Origin of the sequence: Campylobacter concisus, from assembly GCF_002092855.1 — a bacterium.
GTDB classification, from domain to species: Bacteria; Campylobacterota; Campylobacteria; order Campylobacterales; family Campylobacteraceae; genus Campylobacter_A; species Campylobacter_A concisus_AI.
The window spans coordinates 280,242-301,002 of the sequence record NZ_LVLC01000012.1 but is presented as its reverse complement, the minus strand read 5'-3'; the positions used below and the strand labels follow the sequence as shown (position 1 = coordinate 301,002).

Annotated in this window: 21 protein-coding genes and 1 pseudogene; 20 read left to right on the top strand and 2 right to left on the bottom strand. The window is 41.6% G+C overall.

The window, feature by feature from the left end:
• The first annotated feature begins 30 nt into the window (after nucleotides 1–30).
• Nucleotides 31–252 (top strand): twin-arginine translocase TatA/TatE family subunit, encoded by a 222-nt coding sequence (tatA, locus tag A3223_RS05755; protein ID WP_084109512.1) that lies wholly within the window; start codon nucleotides 31–33, stop codon nucleotides 250–252.
• Between the two features lie 9 nt (nucleotides 253–261).
• Nucleotides 262–1,845 (top strand): arginine--tRNA ligase, encoded by a 1,584-nt coding sequence (argS, locus tag A3223_RS05750; RefSeq protein ID WP_084109511.1) that lies wholly within the window; start codon nucleotides 262–264, stop codon nucleotides 1,843–1,845.
• Between the two features lie 91 nt (nucleotides 1,846–1,936).
• On the opposite strand, the gene A3223_RS05745 is transcribed toward argS, so the two are convergent.
• A complete protein-coding gene (locus A3223_RS05745; RefSeq protein ID WP_084109510.1) occupies nucleotides 1,937–2,872 on the bottom strand; it encodes a sugar transferase in 936 nt (311 codons plus the stop codon).
• 103 nt (nucleotides 2,873–2,975) lie between these two features.
• On the opposite strand from A3223_RS05745, the gene A3223_RS05740 reads away from it, so the two are divergent.
• Nucleotides 2,976–3,959 (top strand): YeiH family protein, encoded by a 984-nt coding sequence (locus A3223_RS05740; protein ID WP_084109509.1) that lies wholly within the window; start codon nucleotides 2,976–2,978, stop codon nucleotides 3,957–3,959.
• On the opposite strand, the gene nadD is transcribed toward A3223_RS05740, so the two are convergent.
• A complete protein-coding gene (gene nadD / locus A3223_RS05735) occupies nucleotides 3,943–4,824 on the bottom strand; it encodes a nicotinate (nicotinamide) nucleotide adenylyltransferase (RefSeq protein ID WP_084109508.1) in 882 nt (293 codons plus the stop codon). The genes A3223_RS05740 and nadD overlap by 17 nt on opposite strands.
• Before the next feature lie 79 nt (nucleotides 4,825–4,903).
• Here nadD and gap point away from each other — a divergent pair, with 79 nt between their 5' ends.
• From gap to A3223_RS05660, 17 genes and pseudogenes are all read left to right on the top strand, one after another.
• The gene (gene gap / locus A3223_RS05730) at nucleotides 4,904–5,902 is read left to right on the top strand and encodes a type I glyceraldehyde-3-phosphate dehydrogenase (protein ID WP_084109507.1); all 999 of its coding nucleotides are present in this window, start codon (nucleotides 4,904–4,906) and stop codon (nucleotides 5,900–5,902) included.
• 16 nt (nucleotides 5,903–5,918) lie between these two features.
• The gene (locus tag A3223_RS05725) at nucleotides 5,919–7,121 is read left to right on the top strand and encodes a phosphoglycerate kinase (protein ID WP_084109506.1); all 1,203 of its coding nucleotides are present in this window, start codon (nucleotides 5,919–5,921) and stop codon (nucleotides 7,119–7,121) included.
• On the top strand, nucleotides 7,118–7,795 hold the full coding sequence (locus A3223_RS05720) for a triose-phosphate isomerase (RefSeq protein ID WP_084109505.1): 678 nt from the start codon (nucleotides 7,118–7,120) through the stop codon (nucleotides 7,793–7,795). The genes A3223_RS05725 and A3223_RS05720 overlap by 4 nt, the downstream gene beginning before the upstream one ends.
• 175 nt (nucleotides 7,796–7,970) lie before the next feature.
• Nucleotides 7,971–8,789 carry an enoyl-ACP reductase FabI gene (gene fabI, locus A3223_RS05715; protein WP_084109504.1) on the top strand — a complete coding sequence of 273 codons (819 nt, stop codon included), beginning with the start codon at nucleotides 7,971–7,973 and terminating at the stop codon, nucleotides 8,787–8,789.
• A gap of 182 nt (nucleotides 8,790–8,971) precedes the next feature.
• Entirely contained in the window at nucleotides 8,972–9,079 is a 108-nt protein-coding gene (locus tag A3223_RS09825; protein WP_369008291.1) for a DUF2625 family protein, read from the top strand.
• A 101-nt stretch (nucleotides 9,080–9,180) separates the two neighbouring features.
• Nucleotides 9,181–9,234 (top strand): annotated as a pseudogene (locus A3223_RS09915) (hypothetical protein); the annotation flags it as partial.
• A 19-nt stretch (nucleotides 9,235–9,253) separates the two neighbouring features.
• Nucleotides 9,254–9,373: a DUF2625 family protein gene (locus A3223_RS10020; protein WP_257639256.1), complete on the top strand. Its 120-nt coding sequence runs from the start codon at nucleotides 9,254–9,256 to the stop codon at nucleotides 9,371–9,373.
• A 597-nt stretch (nucleotides 9,374–9,970) separates the two neighbouring features.
• Complete coding sequence (locus A3223_RS05705; RefSeq protein ID WP_084109503.1) at nucleotides 9,971–11,968, top strand: TonB-dependent receptor domain-containing protein; 1,998 nt, start codon at nucleotides 9,971–9,973, stop codon at nucleotides 11,966–11,968.
• 128 nt (nucleotides 11,969–12,096) lie between these two features.
• On the top strand, nucleotides 12,097–13,443 hold the full coding sequence (locus A3223_RS05700; RefSeq protein ID WP_084109502.1) for an FAD-dependent oxidoreductase: 1,347 nt from the start codon (nucleotides 12,097–12,099) through the stop codon (nucleotides 13,441–13,443).
• Between the two features lie 38 nt (nucleotides 13,444–13,481).
• Nucleotides 13,482–14,159, top strand: coding sequence for a DUF4272 domain-containing protein (locus A3223_RS05695; RefSeq protein WP_084109662.1), 678 nt, complete (start codon nucleotides 13,482–13,484; stop codon nucleotides 14,157–14,159).
• 45 nt (nucleotides 14,160–14,204) lie between these two features.
• Nucleotides 14,205–15,263, top strand: a complete 1,059-nt coding sequence (locus A3223_RS05690) for an NAD-dependent epimerase (RefSeq protein ID WP_084109501.1) — start codon at nucleotides 14,205–14,207, stop codon at nucleotides 15,261–15,263.
• 9 nt (nucleotides 15,264–15,272) lie between these two features.
• Nucleotides 15,273–15,851 carry a DNA-3-methyladenine glycosylase I gene (locus A3223_RS05685; protein WP_084109500.1) on the top strand — a complete coding sequence of 193 codons (579 nt, stop codon included), beginning with the start codon at nucleotides 15,273–15,275 and terminating at the stop codon, nucleotides 15,849–15,851.
• Complete coding sequence (locus tag A3223_RS05680; protein WP_084109661.1) at nucleotides 15,851–16,699, top strand: DNA ligase; 849 nt, start codon at nucleotides 15,851–15,853, stop codon at nucleotides 16,697–16,699. Before A3223_RS05685 ends, A3223_RS05680 begins: the two co-directional genes overlap by 1 nt.
• 80 nt (nucleotides 16,700–16,779) lie before the next feature.
• Nucleotides 16,780–17,763 (top strand): UDP-glucose 4-epimerase GalE, encoded by a 984-nt coding sequence (gene galE / locus A3223_RS05675; RefSeq protein ID WP_084109499.1) that lies wholly within the window; start codon nucleotides 16,780–16,782, stop codon nucleotides 17,761–17,763.
• Nucleotides 17,764–17,771: 8 nt separating this feature from the next.
• Nucleotides 17,772–19,094 (top strand): UDP-glucose dehydrogenase family protein, encoded by a 1,323-nt coding sequence (locus A3223_RS05670; protein ID WP_084109498.1) that lies wholly within the window; start codon nucleotides 17,772–17,774, stop codon nucleotides 19,092–19,094.
• Nucleotides 19,091–19,531 (top strand): ecotin family protein, encoded by a 441-nt coding sequence (locus A3223_RS05665; protein ID WP_084109497.1) that lies wholly within the window; start codon nucleotides 19,091–19,093, stop codon nucleotides 19,529–19,531. The genes A3223_RS05670 and A3223_RS05665 overlap by 4 nt, the downstream gene beginning before the upstream one ends.
• Entirely contained in the window at nucleotides 19,528–20,760 is a 1,233-nt protein-coding gene (locus A3223_RS05660; RefSeq protein WP_084109496.1) for a nucleotide sugar dehydrogenase, read from the top strand. The genes A3223_RS05665 and A3223_RS05660 overlap by 4 nt, the downstream gene beginning before the upstream one ends.
• The last annotated feature ends 1 nt before the right edge of the window (nucleotide 20,761 follow it).

Sequence of the window (20,761 nt, the reverse complement as noted above, 5' to 3'; positions counted from 1 at the left end):
ACATTTTGAAAAATTTATTGAGGAGAAAAAATGGGTTCTTTTAGTATTGGTCATTGGCTAGTTGTTTTAGCGATTATTGTTTTACTTTTTGGAGCAAAGAAGATCCCAGAACTTGCAAAAGGACTAGGCAAAGGCATAAAGACTTTTAAAGCTGAGATGGAGGATACAACCCCTGAAAAAAGTGAGAAAGTCGAGCATAAAGAAGAGAGTGCCGCTAGTCAAAAGATAGAAGAAACAACTAAAAACGCATAGGTTTTAGAGTTGAAAAATAAAATAAAAGCTGAAATTTCAAAGGTTTTAGAGCGTGAATTTGTGCTTGAAAAGCCAAAGGATAAAAATTTAGCCCACTATGCTACGCCACTTTTTAGCCTAGCAAAGGAGCTAAAAAAGTCGCCAGCTATGATAGCTAGCGAGTTTGCCGATAAATTTAGTGGCAGTAAGATAGTCGAAGTCAGTGCGGTAAATGGATATTTAAATTTCAAGCTAAAAAGCGAATTTTTAGATGAAATTTCAAAGCAAATTTTGCTAGATAGCGAAAATTTTGCAAAAGAAGATACGAAAAAAGATAGCTATTTAATAGAATACATCAGTGCAAATCCAACTGGACCACTTCACATCGGACATGTTAGAGGCGCAGTTTACGGCGATACTTTGGCTAGGCTTGGTAAAAGACTTGGCTATGCTATCTCAACAGAATACTATATAAACGACGCTGGTAATCAAATAGATCTGCTTGGTACTTCGATATCGCTTGCGGCAAAAGAGCAGCTTTTTAACGAAAGTGTCGTCTATCCAGAGAAATACTACCGCGGGGATTATATTTTAGATATTGCTAAGCTTGCAAATGAGAAATTTGGCAAGGAAATTTTTTATGATGAGAGTAGAAACCTCGAGCTTGCCGAGTTTGGCAAGGATATCGTGCTTGAGATCATCAAAAAAGATTTAGCAGATGTTGGGATATTTATAGAGAGCTGGGCTAGCGAGAAAGCTCTTTATGACGGCCTAGAGCCAACTATAAACAAGCTAAAACGTTCAAATCAAATGTATGAAAAAGAGGGCGCTACTTATATCGCTTCGACCACACTTGGCGATGATAATGATAGGGTTGTGGTTAGAAATGACGGCAGACCAACATATCTAGCTGGCGACATCATCTATCATAACGCTAAATTTGAGAAAAATTTCGATCATTATATAAACATTTGGGGCGCAGATCACCATGGATATATCGCAAGGCTTAAGGCTGCGATAAATTTCCTTGGATACGATGAAAATAAGCTTGAAGTAATACTTATGCAGATGGTTAGTCTGCTAAAAGATGGTAAGCCGTACAAGATGAGCAAGCGCGCTGGTAATGCTGTGCTAATGAGCGATATCGCAAGTGAGATTGGTGCTGAGGCGCTTAGATTTATCTTTATAAGCAAGGCAAATACGAGTAGTTTGGAATTTGATGTAGATGAGCTTAAAAAAGAGGATAGCTCAAATCCTATCTTTTATATAAACTATGCTCATGCTAGGATAAATCAAGTCTTTGCAAAGGCTGGGAAAAATGTTCAAGATGTAATCAATGCAAACTTCGAATGCCTAGATGAAAATGCTAGAAATTTACTTTTTGAGGCGCTAATCTTGCCTGAAATTTTAGAGGACGCTTTTATCTCAAGGCAGCTTCAAAAGATACCAGACTATCTAAAGTCGTTGGCTGCTAGTTTTCATAAATTTTATAACGAAAACCGTGTGGTTGGAAATGAAAACGAAGATAGCTTGTTAAAAGTATTTGCAGTCGTTGCTGTCTCAATAAAAACAGCATTTAATATAATGGGAATCACAGCTAAAGATAAGATGTAGAATTTGCATTTATTTTGGCTAAAAGCAACAAAATTCAATTCGAAAAAAGGTTTATTTAAAAATATCTCAAACTCATAATGCTCTTGAGAATTTAAACACCTTTTTTCTCAAATACAATCGCAATAGTTTTTACTATGATCTTTATCTCCAGCCAAAGCGACCAGTGTTTGATGTAGTAAAGATCATACATTAGTTTTTGTTTGGCGTCGTGCGTATTTGAGCCATAAGGGTAGTTTACCTGCGCCCAGCCAGTAATCCCTGGGCGAACGATGTGGCGTTCGTTGTAGTAGGGTATCTCTTTTTCAAAGAAATTTATCCAGTGTCTTCGCTCAGGCCTTGGCCCTATTAGATGCATTTGTCCTCGAAAGACATTTATACACTGTGGTACCTCGTCTATACGAGTTTTTCGCATAAATTCGCCAAACTCAAACACTCTCTCATCATTTTCACTAGCAAATTTTGCTCCATCTTTCTCGGCATCTTCCACCATCGAGCGAAATTTAATGCACTCAAATTCCTTGTTATTTAGACCAACTCTACTTTGTAAAAAGTAAAGGCTTCCAGGCGATTGCTCGTCTATCTTTCTTTTTACATAAAATTTTAAGCCAAAAAGCAAGATGAAAAGTATTAAGCAGCTTGCATAATCGATCATTCGCTTGAGTGCATAGCTAAAAGTACCATAAGGCCTTATTTCATCTAACAAATTAAGATTTTCCCCATTTTCTGGGATATAACATTTGTGTAGATAAATTTCTAAAAAATTCTCTACGTTTAGAAATTTTATCTTTTTATACTTCGTTTTAAACTGCAAAAGCGTGAGAAATCTAACCAATTTGCCATCAACTGGCTTTGCGGTATTTAGCACGATCAGCCTTTGATCGCCTGATTTTATGAGATTTTCTAGTGCGCTTCGCAAGGCTTTTGCGTCGCTATTTTCATGGGATAAAAAATTTACTTGACCAAATTTCTTTCTAAGCTTTTCTAGTTCTAGGCTAGTAAAAGCATATTTTTCACCAAGGATGATCATAGTCCTATCCCTTTATCTTTATTTTAAATTTGCATTATAAAATTCGTCTAATTATACCCAAACGTGCTAATTGCATTTTTAAAAAATAGATTAAGGTTAAAATATGTCTCGTAAAATTCTTGCTGCGCTTGTTTTAGCGCTGATTTGCGCCATTTCTTTTGCGCTCTCAAATACGATTTTGGCTAAATTTCACACCAGCCCGCTCATTATCTCCATCGTTTTAGGCGCCATTTTTGCAAATCTTTTTACAAAACAAACTCAAATTTTAAAATCTAGCGGCGTCGTAGCGATCGCTGGAAAGCAAATTTTAAGGCTAGGTATCATACTTTTTGGCTTTAATATAAGCCTTGGCGAGATTGCAAGTGTTGGCACTCTTGGCGTGACATATGCAGCTTTTATGGTATTTGCGACCTTTTGCTTTGCGCTTTTTGTAGCTAAAGCTTTGGGACTTAGTAAGGATAGCGCCGTGCTCATTGGCTCAGGGGCAAGCATATGCGGCGCAGCTGCTATTATGGCTACTCAAAATGAGATAAAAGCAGACGCAAACAAGCTTGCTATCGCCATTTGCACGGTGGTGCTCTTTGGGACAATTGGTATGTTTATCTATCCATTTGTCGCTAAATTTTTAGCTCTCACGCCACACCAAACTGGCTTTTTTATCGGTGGCTCACTTCACGAGGTAGCCCACGTAGTCGCAGCCTCAGCGGCATTTGACAGCACAGCAAACAGCACCGCCGTCATCATAAAAATGCTTCGCGTGATCATGCTCGTGCCATTTTTGTTTTTGCTAAATTTCTTAAATTTAAGCCAAAATAGCGGCGGCTCAAAGCTAAAGAGCATACCATGGTTTGCGCTGTTTTTCCTAGTAGCGATCTGCGTTAGATCTTTGCCATTTTTCCCTGAAAATTTGGTACAAATTTTAAAGCTGGTTGCTAGCATTTGTCTTTGCATTGCGATGTGTGCTTTGGGATTTGGGATAGATAGGAGTATATTTAAAGCGACGGGCAAAAAGCCATTTTTGCTAGCATTTTTTATATTTTTATGGCTTATTTGCTCATCGCTCGTCTTTGTTAAGACTCTTTGCTAGTTTTTAGCTTTTGCAAAAACTCTTCGATGTTGTATTTTGCCCTGTAGGCTGGGCTTAAAAGATGTATCAAAATGTCGCCAAGGTCCATCACGATCCAATCAGGCGAGCTCTCTGTACCTATAAATTTTTCTCCAAGAGGTTTAAGCTCCTCTTTTAGATCCTCGCTCAGTGAGTAAGCGTGCCTCTCGCCAAGCGTGGTAGCGATAACTACGGCTTTTACGAAATAATCATCCCCACTCATATCAAACACTTGTATCTCTTCAGCCTTTTTTGCGTCTAAAACCTTAACTATACTTTCGGTGCGCTCTTGCATCGATCTCTCTTGCATTTTTAATCCTTGGTAAAAATTTATGATTTCATCTTTTATCTTGCTAGGCAGCTCATCAAGCCCCTTTTGGTGCCTGATCTGCGAAGAGCTAACATCCACGTGTACGTCCATTTTTTGTAAATTTCGCGGAATTTCTATGTGATTGCGCTTGGCGATCACAAACTGCACTAAATTTTTTAGCTCCTCGTAGCCATGCCATTTATCAAGTGTGGCTAGGTGGTCTGCGCCTATTATGAGATAAAATTTTTCTATCTTGAATTTCTCATACAAATACTTAACCGTCTCTATGGTAGGCACTGGGCGAGCTAAATTTATCTCATAGTCTGAGATCTCGACCTTCTCTAGGCCGCCCCAAATTTCTCTTATCCACTTTAGGCGAAGCTCTGGTGGAGCTGAAAATTCGCTTTTAAAGGGACTTATAAAAGTTGGCATGATGATGAGCTTGTCGATATCAAGGCCGCTTAGTGCTATTTTCACAATGCTATCGTGTCCTAAATGAACCGGATCAAAGCTCCCGCCAAAAAGTGCTAACTTCATCTATTAAAGTGCCTTGTTTATATTTGTTTTAAAATTCTTTTTTGTAGAATTAGGCGTAATTATATCAAAAGGAGCTAAGATGTCAGTTAAAGTAGCAATAAACGGCTTCGGGCGTATCGGCAGGTGCGCTGCTCGTATTATTTTAGAGCGAGACGATGTTGAGCTTGTCGCTATCAACGACACGGCGACGCGCGACATGACGCGCTATCTGCTCAAATACGACAGCGTGCACGGCGAATTTAAGCAAGACGTTAAGGTGATAAGCGACGATTTTATAGGAGTAAACGGCAAAAAGATAAGAGTTTTTTCAACAAGGGATCTAAACGAGCTTAGCTACGCAGACTACGGCGCAGACGTGGTTTTGGAGTGTACGGGCAAGTTTTTGACCACTGAAAAATGCGAACCGTATTTAGCTCGCGGCATCAAAAAAGTCGTCATGAGCGCTCCGGCAAAAGACGACACGGCGACCTTTGTAGTGGGCGTAAACGACGATAAATACGCAGGCGAAGCGATCGTCTCAAACGCAAGCTGCACGACAAACGGCCTAGCGCCCGTCGCAAAGGTGCTAAACGATAAATTTGGCATCGTAAAAGGGCTCATGACCACGATCCACGCCTACACCAACGGACAGAGCCTAGTAGACGTAAAGGCCAAAGACTTCCGCCGCTCGCGGGCTGCGGCTCTAAATATCGGGCCTACAACCACCGGAGCCGCAAAGGCGATCGCAAAAGTACTTCCCGAGCTAAACGGCAAGATGCACGGACAAAGCGTGCGCGTGCCGGTCGCTAACGTCTCTATGGTCGATCTAACGGCGGTTTTAAAAAGACCTGCTAGCAAAGAGGAGATAAACGAGGCGTTTAGAGCGGCTGCGGAGTCGAATTTGAAGGGAATTTTATTTGTCGATGACGATTATAGAGTTAGCAGCGACTTTTGCACGAGCGCATATAGCAGCATCGTAGCTAGCGACACTACGCAGGTTATTGCGGGCGATATGGTTAAGGTCTTTGCTTGGTACGACAACGAGTGGGGCTACTCGACAAGACTCGTGGACCTAGCTAAGATCGTGGCTACGAAGTAAATTTAAAGGGTAAAAAATGAGTGAAATTTTATCGATCAACGATCTTGAGCTAAGCGGCGCGAAGGTATTTGTTAGGTGCGATTTTAACGTGCCGATGGATGAGTTTTTAAACATCACCGACGACCGCCGTATCCGCTCGGCGATCCCTACTATCCGCTACTGCCTGGATAACGGCTGCAGCGTGGTTTTGGCCAGTCACCTAGGACGTCCCAAAAACGGCTTTGAGGAGAAATTTTCGCTGCGAGGCGTGGCAAAAAGGCTTTCGAGGCTACTTGATAGAGACGTGATTTTTGCCGAGGACGTCATCGGCGCGGACGCGAAAGCTAAAGCCGCCGCGCTAAAACCTGGCGAAATTTTACTTCTTGAAAATTTGCGCTTTGAAAAGGGCGAAACCAAAAACGACGAGGCTTTGGCAAAAGAGCTTTCTGGATTCGGAGAATTTTATATCAACGATGCATTCGGCGTTTGTCACAGAGCTCACAGCTCGGTCGAGGCGATCACCAAATTTTACGACGAGAAGCACAAGGCGGCGGGATTTTTGTTGCAAAAGGAGATAAATTTCGCTCAAAATCTCATCAAGCACCCTGCGCGTCCGTTTGTGGCGGTCGTGGGCGGTAGTAAGGTTAGCGGCAAGCTACAAGCCCTGCATAACCTGCTTCCGCGCGTGGATAAGCTGATAATCGGCGGCGGCATGGCATTTACGTTTCTAAAATCGCTCGGCGAAAATATCGGAAACTCGCTGCTCGAAGAAGATCTCATCGAAGATGCGCGAGAAATTTTGCGTAAGGGCAGGGAGCTTGGCGTTAAAATTTACCTGCCGGTGGACGTCGTCGCAGCCCAGACCTTTTCGGCTGAAAGTGCCGTAAAATATGTCCCTGCCCAAGAGATCCCAAATGGCTGGATGGGGCTAGATATCGGACCAGCGTCGATTAGGCTCTTTAAGGAGGTCATCGCCGATGCGCAAACCATCTGGTGGAACGGACCTATGGGCGTTTTTGAGATGGATAAATTTAGCAAAGGTAGCATCAAAATGAGCCATGCCATCATCGACACACACGCGACTACGGTCGTTGGCGGCGGCGATACGGCCGACGTCGTCGAGCGCGCCGGGGATGCCGACGAGATGACTTTTATCTCCACGGGCGGCGGCGCAAGCCTGGAGCTTATCGAGGGTAAGGAGTTGCCAGGCATAAAACCGCTTAGAAAGGCTGTGGAGTGAGGTTTTTAGCAAATTTAAAGTGCAATCATACGAGAGAAAGCTTTGCTAAATACGCTGAAGTTTTAGACGCAAATTTAAGCGCAAACGACGACGTGACGGTATTCCCCCCGTTTAGCGCGCTTGATGGCGCGGCTCATAAATTTAAACTCGGCGCGCAAAATTTCTACCCATGCGAAAGTGGCGCTCACACTGGAGAGATCGGTAAGGCGATGCTGGACGAGTTTGGCGTAAAAAGCGTGCTGATCGGACACTCCGAACGACGCGAGCTGGGCGAGAGCGAGGAGTTCTTGCGCGCTAAATTTGACTTCGCCGCAGAGGCGGGCTGGCAGATCGTCTACTGCATCGGCGAAAATTTGAGCGTAAACGAAGCGGGTCGCACGAAGGAGTTTTTAGCGGAGCAGCTAAAAAATATCGAGCTTGGCTACGAGCGGCTGCTGATCGCCTACGAGCCCGTGTGGGCGATAGGCACGGGCAAGAGCGCGAGCGCAGAGCAGATAGAGGAGATTTTAAATTTCATCCGCGAGCAGACGAGCGCGCCGCTGCTTTACGGCGGAAGCGTAAACGTCGCAAATATCGGCGGGATAGCGGATATCGCAAACTGTGATGGAGTACTAGTAGGTACGGCGAGCTGGGACGCGTCGAAGTTTTTGGAGCTTATGCGCGTTGTCTCGTGAGCGTCTTTTAATGAGTTGGAAATTTTAAGTCTGCGACAGGCTATGTGCCTAGTCTTGACTTAAAATTTCTACACAACATTAAAAATCCATCTCACGATACTGCCGCTATTAAATTTTAAATTTAAAAATTTAAATCAAATCGCTTAAAAGCCAAGCAAATTTTAAAGGAGAAATAATGATTTTAAAAGGCAAAAAGGGCCTCATTGTTGGTGTAGCTAACGCTAAGTCAATAGCTTACGGCATTGCAAAAGCTTGCTGCGATCAAGGTGCGCAAATGGCGTTTACATACCTAAATGACGCTCTTAAAAAACGTGTAGAGCCGATCGCGGAGGAGTTTGGGAGTAAATTCGTCTATGAGCTTGACGTAAACAATCCTGCTCATCTTGACGGTCTTGCGGATCGCATCAAAGCAGACCTTGGCGAGATCGATTTTGTTGTACATGCAGTGGCTTACGCACCAAAAGAAGCGCTTGAGGGCGAGTTTGTAAACACGACAAAGGAGGCATTTGATATCGCGATGGGAACTAGCGTGTATTCGCTACTAAGCCTTACTCGTGCGGTCCTACCGGTGCTAAAAGAGGGCGGCTCGGTACTTACACTCACATATCTAGGTGGACCTAAATTCGTGCCTCACTATAACGTCATGGGCGTTGCTAAAGCGGCGCTTGAAAGCTCGGTTCGCTACCTAGCGCACGACCTTGGCGCTAAAAATATCCGCGTAAATGCGATCAGCGCAGGCCCAATTAAAACGCTTGCTGCAAGCGGTATAGGCGACTTTAGGATGATTTTACGCTACAACGAAGTAAATAGCCCGCTAAAACGCAACGTTACAACTGAAGACGTCGGCAACAGCGCGATGTATCTGCTTAGCGACCTAGCTAGCGGTGTAACAGGCGAAGTTCACTACGTAGACTGCGGCTATAACATCATGGGTATGGGCGACGTAGCTACCGACGCCGAAGGCAACACGATCCTAGCTTGGGACGCAAAATAATCTACTAATACAAATTTTTGGCGGGGTGACTCGCCAAATTCTTCTTTTAAATTTCATTAAATTTATTGTAACGGTACGCAATAAGAGCTCTAGGGTGGCTTATAGATACAAATAAGCCGGGCTTGGGAGCTTGGTCGAAGAACAGCTAAATAAGCTAAAAATGAGTGAAATTTTACTGCGTGATGAGAATAGGCGCAAAGCGAGCTTTTAGGACTTCTCAGGTAACTACTTACTCACCGATGGGGGCACTTGTTTATGGGTGTGGTGGCATCGTGATAGACGGAGGTTAGCTACGCCTGCTTGGCTCAGGATGCGAGCAGATGAAGCGTGGAATTTACAGCTTTAATCTTGGCAAAAGCTTTAGCGAGGTAGGACAGATGTCTAGCTATTTGTGCTCGTAGCAAACGATATTTTGGGTAAAATTTTCACACTAAATGGCGTCGACTTTGGTGACAAAGCCGGCGATGTCTTTTACTGCATGCCAGACAAGCGGCAAATGGGAAGATGCGCAGCTTGGCTACTCGCAGTTTTTATACTGGGCGATATGCGGCGATATATCTAAATTTTGCGAGCTTTACCACTAGGATGACTGGTGCGAGGATGTAAAAAATTTTTGCCTTGATAAGGTGATGTTTGCATTGCTGCCGATACTTTGGCAAGACACCAACGTAAGTCTAAGACTAAAAAATATGAAAAAGGATGATATTTGCATGAATAAATTTTTCATTTTTGCCTTCAATGGCGTCTAGTAAATTTATATGATACTTCCAGCAGATCCAAGAGTTTTGCTCTATCTTATTTAAAATTTATAAAATTTTTTCATAATCTACTTAAGAGTGTTTATAAAAACAATTCTGAGCGCTAAAAAAGCAAAATTTATTTTAGATTTCTTAAGCCTTTCTTGATAAAAATTATCTACAAATTTTAAGAATTTTTATACTTGTAAGAATTTTCTATTAAAAATTAACCTTATTTACTACCTTGATAAAATCATATAATTTTATCCTTTATTTCGATATTTAATTAATTTATTAGATAATTAAAATTTAAAAATAGTTTATATTTTTATCAAAAAAACTCAAAAATTTATCCAAAATTTATACTTAAAATTATAATATTCAATCTCAAAATTATGCTATAAAATTAAAATAGTAATTTTAATAACCAAATTAGGAGAAAATATGAGATTTAAAAGCTTATTTAAACTCTCTCTTGCAGCAAGCATAGCAGTTTGTGCAAATGGGGCAGACGAGAGCGTGCTAAGCGGAGTTGAGGTAACAAGTAGCAGTGGCGGATACGGCGTTGATGACATCAAAATTTCAACCAGAAATGCTGGCCTAGTAAAAGACGTGATGAGAGATATCCCTGGCGTTTATGTAGGCGGCACGAACGGCATGAACCAAAAAATTTATATGAGGGGCGTTAGCGATCGCGGTCTAAATATCACGATAGATGGCGCGAAGCAAAACGGAAATACATTTCACCACAACGCCGACTTGCTTATAGATCCGGATCTTATAAAAGCTGTTGATGTCGAGGTTGGCTCAAGATCAGTGGTAAACGGCTCGGGCGCACTTGGCGGTTCGGTCGCCTTTAAAACGGTTGATGCAAAAGACTTGCTTGATGATGGTGAGATCATCGGCGCAAAGATAAAGACAGGATACGCCTCAAATAACAGCGAATTTTCACAAGGTCTTATGCTATTTACTGCTCCAGTTGAAGGGCTTGATTTTATAGCAGCTATTAATCACAAAGGCTACGACTACGGCAAAAGCGGCAACAAAAGAAAGATAGGCGGCGATGGAAACGACCTTAGCTATCTTTTAAAGCTTGGCTACAGCTTCCTTGACGCGCATAGGATTTCTATCTCAAGAGAGTATAATGAATTTAAAGGCATGTATCCAATGAGAGCTGAGTTTGGTAGCTGGTATAGCGATTCAAATGCTGTTGATAATCGTAAATATGAGCGAGATACTACAACGCTAAAATACGAGTATAAACCAAGTGATCTTCTAAATTTAGATGTAACGGTATACAACACTGAGCATAAAAAAGATGATCCGGTCTTAAAAATTTTAGGCGTAAAAACAAACGGTATAAATGCAAAGGCTAAGAGTATAGTCGAGACCGGCGCTTTGACACAGACGCTTAGATACGGTGCTGAGTTTTACCAAAGTAAAAATTTTAACAAACCAGACAACCACTACCCAGAAAAAGTAAATAACTACTCAATATATGCAGAAGATGCGCTAAATTTTAGCTCGCTAACTATCACTCCAGGTATCAGATATACGCACCATGAGCTAAAAAGCTACGACGGCAGAGCTGGAAATGTAAAGAGCTATACCTATAAATTTAACGAATTTACCCCAGCGCTTGCGCTTGATTATGAGATACTTAAAGGTCTTAACGCTTTTGCAAGCTATGCAAGAGTCTTTAGAGGGCCTGACGTTATGGAGTCGATGATGGCAGGTGGAAGCAGAAGCTGGGAAGCAAACAAAGATCTGAAACCTACAACTGGCAACAGCTACGAAACTGGTCTTAAATACCACGGCGATATAAATGAAGCTAGCTCATATAACCTCTCTGCAAAATATTTCATGACAAAATATAAAAATTTAATAGTCGATAATAACGCAGCAGGTGGTAGAACAAATCCGATAATGATTAGAAAAAATGCTGGTGGGGCAGACATAAGCGGCGTCGAGCTACTTGCAAGGCTAAATTTAGACGCACTAAGCCTAGCTGCTAGCTACACTCATCAAAATGTAAAATACAAAGATAGGGTCGCTAAGGCAAGCGGTGGCTACTACACCTCAAACGTCATCGGCTACCGCGATCAGGGCGATAAATATACGTTTAACGCCGAGTATGCATTTTCTAGCATCGATACGCTAATAGGCTACAACCTAATCTACTTCGCTTCAAAAAATACCATATCAGCTGGCAATAGTGAAAATGCCAAGATACCAAGCTATGCAGTTAGCGACATCTATGCTAGCTATACGCCAAGTAGCGGCAAATTTAAAGGGCTAGAGATAAATGCTGGAATTTACAACCTTTTTAATAAAACTTATGCTTCGCAGTCTCAAAGAATGGCTGATTATACAGGCAATCCAAACTACGTAGACTGGGAGCCGGGTAGAAATTTCAAAGTAAACGTATCTTATAAATTTTAACTTTGTGGCAAGGTGAAAGCCTTGCCAAATTTCTCTTTTATATAAAAATTCTAGCTTTTTTCACCATGCTGTTTGTTTTAAAATTAATATAGTATCATTTTGGCGACTAAACTTTTTTGGGAGAAAAAATGAGGCAGAAGCACTTTGAAGTGGTAATTGTCGGAGCAGGCATTAGTGGGACGGCGCTCTTTTATGAGTTGGCTGCATTTAGTGATATAAAAAAGGTTGCACTTTTAGAAAAATATGACGGCGTAGCTACTCTAAATTCAAACGGCAAAGGCAACTCACAAACCATTCATTGTGGCGATATCGAGACAAACTACACACTAGAAAAGGCAAAAAAAGTCTCTCGTGTGGCAAATATGCCAGTAAAATATGCTCTAAAATACAATCTTGATGGCAAGTATATGTTCGCTCATCAAAAGATGGCACTAGCTATCGGAGATGCCGAAGTAGAGCGCATGAAAGAGAGATATGAGAGTTTTAAAGAGCTTTTTCCTTATCTTGAAATTTATGACAAAGAGAAGTTAAAACAGATCGAGCCAAACGTCGTTTTTGACGCAAATGGCAATGAGAGGCCAGAAAACATCATCGCCATAGGCACGCAAAATGGGCAGTTTACGACGATGGACTTTGGTGGCTTAGCAAACTCACTTGTACAAAATGCGCTAAATTTAGGCGCAGATGGCTATGAGATCAGCCTAAACTCAGAAGTAACTGATATAAAAAAGGCGGGTGGTACATTTCACATAAAGATAAATGATGGCGAGGTGATCACCGCAAACTACGTTGTAGTAGATGCTGGAGGACACTCGCTATTTTTGGCTCACAAAATGGGTTATGGACTTCATCTTAGCACATTGCCTGTTGCTGGAAGCTTTTATTTCGCAAAAAAACGCCTGCTAAATGGCAAAGTCTATATGGTGCAAAACGATAAGCTACCATTTGCCGCTCTTCACGGCGATCCAGATATCCTAGCTAATGGAAACACTCGCTTTGGACCAACAGCCCTAGTCATACCAAAACTAGAGAGATACCACGGCTGTTCAAGCTTTTTTGACTTTTTAAAGTGTCTAAAATTTGATAAAAATGTCCTTGATGTCTTTATGAACCTACTAAAAGATGATGATATCAGGTCATATATACTAAGGAATTTCTTATTTGAAGTGCCATTTATCAATAAAAAAGAATTTGTAAAAGATGCTAGAAAGATCGTGCCAAGCCTAAGTGAAAATGACCTAAGCTATGCTGTAAATTTTGGTGGCGTAAGACCGCAAGTTATCGACCGTAATAAAAAGTGCCTTGAGCTTGGCGAGGGCAAGATAAGCACAGGCGAGGGCATAAGTTTTAACATGACTCCAAGCCCTGGGGCTACGAGTTGCTTTGAAATAGCAAGAACTGATATGATCGAAGCCTGTAAATTTTTAGGTAAAAATTTTAACGAAGAGAAATTTAACGCTGAGTTTTTTGGATAAAAATGGGAGTGTTTGATATTTTTAAAAAAGGTGCGGATATGCCAAAAACAGCACAACAAAGAAAAGATGAGAGTATAAAAATTTTAAAAAAAGAGGGCGTGGCTGTGCTTGAGAGTCTACCACTAAGGTATGACAATAGTGAAGTTACGCCAAGAAGCATTGATGAGATCATTGCTCGTGCGGTTTGCTCATTTACGGCCATTATGTGTGCTTGCACTATCCGCGACAATGGCCACCTAAGTGAAGATGAGATAGCTTGGGCTAAAGACTTTTTGGGCGATTTTTATGATGACCTAAGTGTAAAAGAAAAAGAGGTCGTAGAGGGCAGAGCCGATATAAATTTGGCCGTAAATATGGGCTGGAAGTATGAGTCGCTTTGGATCTTGCTTTGGGCACTTGGCATTGCCGAAGATATCGGAGAGATGGATAAAATTTGTGACTGTGACTTTGTGATGAATGTCTTTAGAGAGGGTGGGCTCAAAAACCGCTCAAAGCTGCGCAGTTTGGATGAAATTTTAAGCAAGCTTGACCTAGTTTATCGCTATCACTGGGCGTGTGTGGACGCAAGGATAAATGGCAAAAAGGTTGCTGGACTTGACGAAGAGATCGTTATGGAAAGACGTGCAGGGCTTGAGTGGCTATGCTGCAAAGGTTGGGAAAATGACGACTTAAGAGCCGAATTTAACGCTTGGGACTACCCTGATCTAAATACGTAAATTTACATTTTTGCACTAAAATAAGCCAAAAATGAAAGGAAAAATATGAAAATTTTAGTAACTGGAACAGCTGGATTTATAGGATTTCACCTTGCAAATGCCCTTGTGGCACGTGGCGATGAGGTCGTTGGATATGACGTTATAAATGACTACTATGATGTAAATTTAAAGCTCGCGCGCCTAAAAACGGCTGGCTTTGATACGAGCGAGATAGACTATGGCAAGCTTATCACCTCAAAAACGCAGCCTAATTTAAAATTTATAAAAGCAGACCTCGCTGATGAAAAGACGATGAAAGAGCTTTTTGCTAAAGAAAAATTTGACATAGTGGTAAATTTAGCCGCACAAGCAGGCGTTCGCTACTCGCTCATAAATCCAAAAGCCTATATAGACAGCAACATCACAGGCTTTGTGAATATCCTCGAGTGCTGCCGCCACAATGAGATCAAAAATTTAGTCTATGCAAGCTCTAGTTCGGTTTATGGCCTAAATGAAAACATGCCGTTTTCTACGCACGAGGCGGTAAATCACCCTATAAGCCTCTACGCAGCGACTAAAAAGAGTAACGAGATGATGGCACACACCTATAGCCATCTATTCAACGTACCAACGACTGGACTTCGCTTTTTTACGGTTTATGGACCATGGGGACGTCCTGATATGGCACTATTTTTGTTTGTTGATGCTGCGCTTAAAGATAAAACTATCGATGTTTTTAACTATGGCAAGATGAAGCGCGACTTTACCTACGTGGACGACATCGTAAAGGGCATAATTAAATGCATCGACAACCCAGCCAAGCCAAACCCAGCTTGGGACGCAAAGCACCCAGACCCTGCTACTTCAAAAGCGCCGTTTAAGGTATATAATATCGGTAACAACAGCCCAGTCGAGCTCATGGACTACATCAAGGCGGTTGAGATAAAGATCGGCCGCGAGATCAAGAAAAATTTCCTCCCACTTCAAGCAGGCGACGTGCCAGCGACATTTGCTGATGTGAGCGATTTGGTGGCTGACTTTGACTACAAGCCAAATACAAAGGTAAACGACGGTGTGGCTAAATTTGTCGAGTGGTACTGCGAGTTTTACGGAGTTAAGATTTAAGGAAAGCAGATGAGGCGATGTGAATGGGCAAAAGGCGAGCTTGATATAGCTTACCACGATAACGAGTGGGGCAAAGTCGTAAAAGATGATAGAAAATTTTTCGAAATGATAGTTCTGGAGGGTTTTCAGGCGGGACTTTCGTGGCATGGAGTGCTTCAAAAAAGAGAGGCTATGAGAGAGGCGTTTGATGGCTTTGATCCAGAGAAGATCAAGCTTTACGGCGAGGCTGAGATAGCTAAATTTATGCAAAATGAGAGGCTGATCCGTAACCAATTAAAACTAAAATCACTTTCTGCAAACGCCATTGTATTTTTATCCGTAACGCAAGAATTTGGTAGTTTTTATGACTATCTTTGGGGATATTTATTAAAAAAATTTGATTCCAAATTTGACGGCAAGCAGATCATAAATCACTATCAAGATATCAAACAAGTGCCAGCCACTACGCCTATGTCAGACTTTGTGGCAAAGGAGCTAAAAAAGCGAGGGTTTAAATTTTTAGGCTCTGTTAGCACCTATGCATTTTTGCAAAGTGTGGGCGTTGTAGACGATCATATGGATTATTGTTTTTGCAAGGCAAAAGCTTGATTAGAATAATTTTTGTGGCTTTAGCCCTTTTAAATTTTGCATTTTCTCTTGATTTGCTGCGCCTTAGCGAGTATAAAGATCAAAACGTCTCAGGCTGGCTAGCTAGCGAGAAGCTTGATGGCGTGCGTGCCTACTGGGACGGAGAGAATTTACTCTCAAGACAGGGCAAAAAGCTGAATGCACCGCTAAGTTTTACTAAAAATTTCCCAAAATTTGCACTCGATGGCGAGCTTTATGCAAATGAGCTTAAATTTGAAGAAATTCAGGCTACTGTGATGGATAAACTGCCAGATGAAAAGGCGTGGAGCAGGCTTAAATTTCACGTTTTTGACGTGCCGGAGGCAAGTGGTGGCTTGCTTGATAGGCTTGAAGTTTTGGCTAAATTTCTAAAAAATGAACCAAATCAAAATTTGATCATCATAAAACAGATAAAAATGCGTGATAACGCCCACTTTTTAAAATTCACAGAGGACATTATTGTAAAAGGCGGAGAGGGAGCAGTCGTGCGTGAGCCAAATGCGCCGTACGAGCGAAAAAGAAGCAAAAATGCACTAAAATTTAAAAAATTTAAAGACGCCGAGTGCGAGGTGGTCTCTATAAACAAAGGCAGCGGCAAATACGCAAATCTTGCTGGCTCGCTTACCTGTAAAGCGCTTGGTGGCAAAGATGATGAAGAAAAAGCTGGCGAGCCAAAATCTGGCACTATCTTTAAAATAGGCTCAGGACTAAGCGACGAGCAACGTACAAATCCCCCAAAGATAGGCTCCATAATCACATATAAATTTCAAAATTTAACAGCCAAAGGCAAGCCAAGATTTCCAATATTTTTAAGGGTTAGAGAAGATTAAAATTTATTCAAAAGCCTTGCTTTACTTTTGCTTTACTCTATTTTTGATAAAATTAACCACTTTTTACGAAAGGCTTAAACTTGAAAATTTTAGTAACAGGTGGTGCTGGATACATCGGCAGCCACGTAGTAAAAGCACTTTTAAAGCAAGGCAATGATGAGATAACTATCATCGATAATCTCTGCAAAGGCTCACAAAAAGCACTTGAGGCGCTCCAAAAAATCGGAAATTTTAAATTTATAAACGCAAATTTAGAAGATGATCTAAGTGAAATTTTTGAAAATGGTAAATTTGATGCGATCATCCATTTTGCAGCGTTTATAGAGGTTTTTGAGAGTATGAGTGAGCCGCTAAAATACTATCTAAACAACACCGCAAACGTTGCGAGGGTGCTAAGATACGCAAAAACTTATAATGTAAATAAATTTATATTTAGCTCAACTGCCGCAGTTTACGGCGAGCCAGACGTGGCAGAGGTGAGTGAAACAACGCCTACAAATCCGATAAATCCATATGGTAGAAGCAAGCTTATGAGCGAGCAGATCATTAAAGATTATGCCGCTTCAAATAAAAATTTTAAATTTGCGATTTTACGCTATTTCAACGTAGCAGGCGCAGACGAAGAGGGACTTATCGGTCAAAATTATCCAAATGCCACGCACCTTATCAAGGTGGCTGTGCAAACTATACTTGGCAAGCGCGAGAGTATGGGCATTTTTGGTGATGACTACGCGACAAAAGATGGCACATGCGTAAGAGACTACATTCACGTTAGTGACCTAGCAGATGCTCACATTAGTGCACTAGAGTATATTGGTAAAAATGGTAGCGAAATTTTTAACGTGGGATACGGCAGAGGATTTAGCGTAAAAGAGGTCATCGAGACTGCAAAAGAGGTGAGTGGGGTAAATTTTAAAGTGTTAAATGCGCCAAGAAGGGACGGCGACCCAGCTATTCTTATCTCAAACGCAAGCAAACTGCGCTCGCTAACAAGCTGGAATCCAAAAAGAGACGATCTAGCGCTCATCATAAAAACTGCCCTTGAGTGGGAAAAGAAAATTTAAGGATAAGCATGAAAGTAGCTGTGATTGGAACTGGATACGTTGGACTAGTGAGTGGTGCATGCTTTGCTAAGATGGGCAACGACGTGATCTGCGTCGATGTCGATGAAAAAAAGATCGAGGCACTAAAAAATGGCGTCGTACCGATATATGAGCCAGGGCTTGCTGATATCGTGAGTGAGTGCTATAAAAATGGCTCGCTTAAATTTAGCACGCAAATAACTGAAGTACTAGAGCATGCGGATGTGCTATTTATCGCAGTTGGTACGCCTATGGGCGCTGATGGACAGGCGGATTTAAAATATGTCCTATCGGTGGCAAAATCTATCGGAGAAAATTTAAGCAAACCGCTAATCGTAGTCGATAAATCAACCGTTCCGGTAGGCACAGGAGCTAAGGTGCATGAGGTGATCGAGGCTGAGCTTAAAAAGAGAAATGCAAAGGTTAAATTTGAAGTCGTCTCAAACCCAGAGTTTTTAAAAGAGGGCGCGGCGGTTGAAGATTTTTTAAAGCCAGATCGCGTAGTTATCGGAGCTAGCAGCGAGTGGGGCTTTAGCGTGATGAGAGAGCTTTACGAGCCATTTATGAAAAATCACGACAGACTCATTTGTATGGACGTAAAATCAGCCGAGATGACAAAATACGCTGCAAATTCGATGCTAGCAACCAAAATAAGCTTCATAAACGAGATAGCAAATATCTGTGAACGCGTGGGCGCTGATGTAAATTTAGTAAGAAAAGGCATCGGCAGCGACTCAAGGATCGGATATAGCTTCATCTATCCAGGTTGCGGATACGGCGGCAGCTGCTTTCCAAAAGACGTTGAGGCACTCATCTACACAGCTAGACAAAATGGATTTGAGCCAGAGCTTTTAAACGCGGTCGAGTCAAGAAATAAGGCGCAAAAAAGAGTACTATTTGAGAAAATTTATAACTTCTTTGGTGGAGATCTAAAGGGCAAGACGATCGCGCTTTGGGGGCTTGCATTTAAGCCAAATACCGATGATATGAGAGAGGCTAGCTCGCTAACTTTGATAAAGCTTTTAGACGAAGCTGGCGCAAAAGTGGTCGCTTATGATCCAAAATCAAGCGAGGAAGCTAAAAAATATATACCAAATTTAGATGTGAAATATGCTAAAAATAAATATGACGCGCTTAATAACGCCGATGCTATGGTGCTTGTGACCGAGTGGAGCGAGTTTAGATCGCCTGATTTTATGGAGATCAAAGAGAGGCTAAAAAATGCCGTTATTTTTGACGGACGTAACCAATACAACGCTAAAATTTTAGCTGAGCATGGATTTAAGTATTTTCAAATCGGAGTAAAGGCATGAGAAAATTTTTACTTTTTATTGCAGCTTGCACGCTTCCGTTTGTACTTTTGGCGGGCGAAAATGCGGCAAAAACCGAGGAAAATATTTTTGAGTTACCTATCTCAAAGATGCCGCCTGATTATTTTAAATACGAAGTCGCTTTTTTTAAAGAGATAGAAATCGACTGCAACTTTGCCTTTTTGCTCGGCGGAAAGCTTGAAGAAAAAGAGGACGCGCGCGGGATTTATTATGAATTTAGCGGCGGGGATGAGCTAGCGCAAACGATGATGCTATGCAAGGACGGAAAGAAAAAGAGACGGGTTTATTACGAGCTCACTCAAATTTTACCAGGCGTTAGCCCTATTAGAATTATAACTCCAAAAGGTGTAAGTGCGGAAATAAGAATGTACGAACGCGTAAAAAAGATAGAAGCAAAAAAGAAAGGAAAAAGTAAATGAAAATAGCAGTAGTAGGACTTGGATATGTTGGACTTCCACTTGCAGCAGCTTTTAGTGAAAAGTACGAAGTAGTAGGCTTTGATGTAAATGCAAAACGTATAGAAGAGCTTAAAAGTGGCTATGATAGAACGCTTGAACTTAGCAACGAGCAGATGAAAAAAGCGATCGATAATGGTATGAAATTTAGCCTAAATTTAGACGATATTAAAGAGTGCAACTTCTTCATCGTGACCGTCCCGACTCCGATAGATAAGAACAAACGCCCTGATCTAACTCCAGTCGTAAAAGCGACTGAGAGTGTGGCAAAAGTGCTTAAAAAAGGCGACATCGTTGTTTATGAGAGCACCGTTTATCCAGGCGTTACAGAAGAAATTTGCGTGCCACTTCTTGAAAAAAGCGGTTTGAAATTTAACAAAGACTTCTTCTGCGGCTATTCGCCAGAGCGTATAAACCCAGGTGATAAAGAGCATACCGTAACAAAGATCAAAAAGATTACTAGCGGTTCAACTCCTGAGATAGCCGACAAGGTCGATGAAATTTATCGCTCGATCATCACAGCTGGCACTCACAAAGCTTCAAGCATCAAAGTAGCAGAGGCTGCAAAGGTCATCGAAAACACCCAACGGGACATCAACATCGCTTTTATAAACGAGCTTGCGATGCTTTTTGAAAAGCTTCATATCAACACTATTGATGTGCTTGAGGCTGCAGGTACTAAGTGGAATTTCTTAAATTTCCGCCCAGGTCTAGTTGGTGGTCACTGCATCGGCGTAGATCCATATTATCTAACTCACAAAGCTCAAGAGGTAGGCTATCATCCTGAAATGATCCTAGCAGGCCGCCGTATCAACGACGATATGGGCAGATACGCAGCTGATCAGGTTATAAAACTAATGATAAGAAAAGGCGTGCTTATCAACAAAGCCCGCGTGCTTGTTCTTGGTATGACATTTAAAGAAAACTGCCCAGATATAAGAAATTCTCGCGTTATAGACGTGGTTGATGAGCTAAAAGATTTTGGCTGCAAGGTCGATGTGACTGATCCTTGGGCTGATAGTGCTGAGGTAAAACACGAGTACGGCTTTGATCTAGTGAAAGAGTATAACCTAGATGACTACGACTGCATCGTGATTGCCGTAGCTCACAATGAGTTTAAAAAGCTAAATCTAAAAGGACATTTAGTTTACGATATAAAAAATATCTACCCAGAGGCTGACGCTAGGCTGTAAG

Coding starts and splice junctions, on each gene's coding strand:
- A3223_RS05705 (WP_084109503.1), top strand. CDS start 9,971: ATGAGATTTAAAAGCTTATTTAAACTCTCTCTTGCAGCAAGCATAGCA.
- A3223_RS05695 (WP_084109662.1), top strand. CDS start 13,482: ATGCCAAAAACAGCACAACAAAGAAAAGATGAGAGTATAAAAATTTTA.
- A3223_RS05660 (WP_084109496.1), top strand. CDS start 19,528: ATGAAAATAGCAGTAGTAGGACTTGGATATGTTGGACTTCCACTTGCA.
- A3223_RS05685 (WP_084109500.1), top strand. CDS start 15,273: ATGAGGCGATGTGAATGGGCAAAAGGCGAGCTTGATATAGCTTACCAC.
- A3223_RS10020 (WP_257639256.1), top strand. CDS start 9,254: ATGTCTTTTACTGCATGCCAGACAAGCGGCAAATGGGAAGATGCGCAG.
- gap (WP_084109507.1), top strand. CDS start 4,904: ATGTCAGTTAAAGTAGCAATAAACGGCTTCGGGCGTATCGGCAGGTGC.
- A3223_RS05725 (WP_084109506.1), top strand. CDS start 5,919: ATGAGTGAAATTTTATCGATCAACGATCTTGAGCTAAGCGGCGCGAAG.
- A3223_RS05665 (WP_084109497.1), top strand. CDS start 19,091: ATGAGAAAATTTTTACTTTTTATTGCAGCTTGCACGCTTCCGTTTGTA.
- fabI (WP_084109504.1), top strand. CDS start 7,971: ATGATTTTAAAAGGCAAAAAGGGCCTCATTGTTGGTGTAGCTAACGCT.
- A3223_RS05700 (WP_084109502.1), top strand. CDS start 12,097: ATGAGGCAGAAGCACTTTGAAGTGGTAATTGTCGGAGCAGGCATTAGT.
- A3223_RS09825 (WP_369008291.1), top strand. CDS start 8,972: ATGAGAATAGGCGCAAAGCGAGCTTTTAGGACTTCTCAGGTAACTACT.
- tatA (WP_084109512.1), top strand. CDS start 31: ATGGGTTCTTTTAGTATTGGTCATTGGCTAGTTGTTTTAGCGATTATT.
- A3223_RS05740 (WP_084109509.1), top strand. CDS start 2,976: ATGTCTCGTAAAATTCTTGCTGCGCTTGTTTTAGCGCTGATTTGCGCC.
- A3223_RS05745 (WP_084109510.1), bottom strand. CDS start 2,872: ATGATCATCCTTGGTGAAAAATATGCTTTTACTAGCCTAGAACTAGAA.
- nadD (WP_084109508.1), bottom strand. CDS start 4,824: ATGAAGTTAGCACTTTTTGGCGGGAGCTTTGATCCGGTTCATTTAGGA.
- A3223_RS05670 (WP_084109498.1), top strand. CDS start 17,772: ATGAAAGTAGCTGTGATTGGAACTGGATACGTTGGACTAGTGAGTGGT.
- A3223_RS05690 (WP_084109501.1), top strand. CDS start 14,205: ATGAAAATTTTAGTAACTGGAACAGCTGGATTTATAGGATTTCACCTT.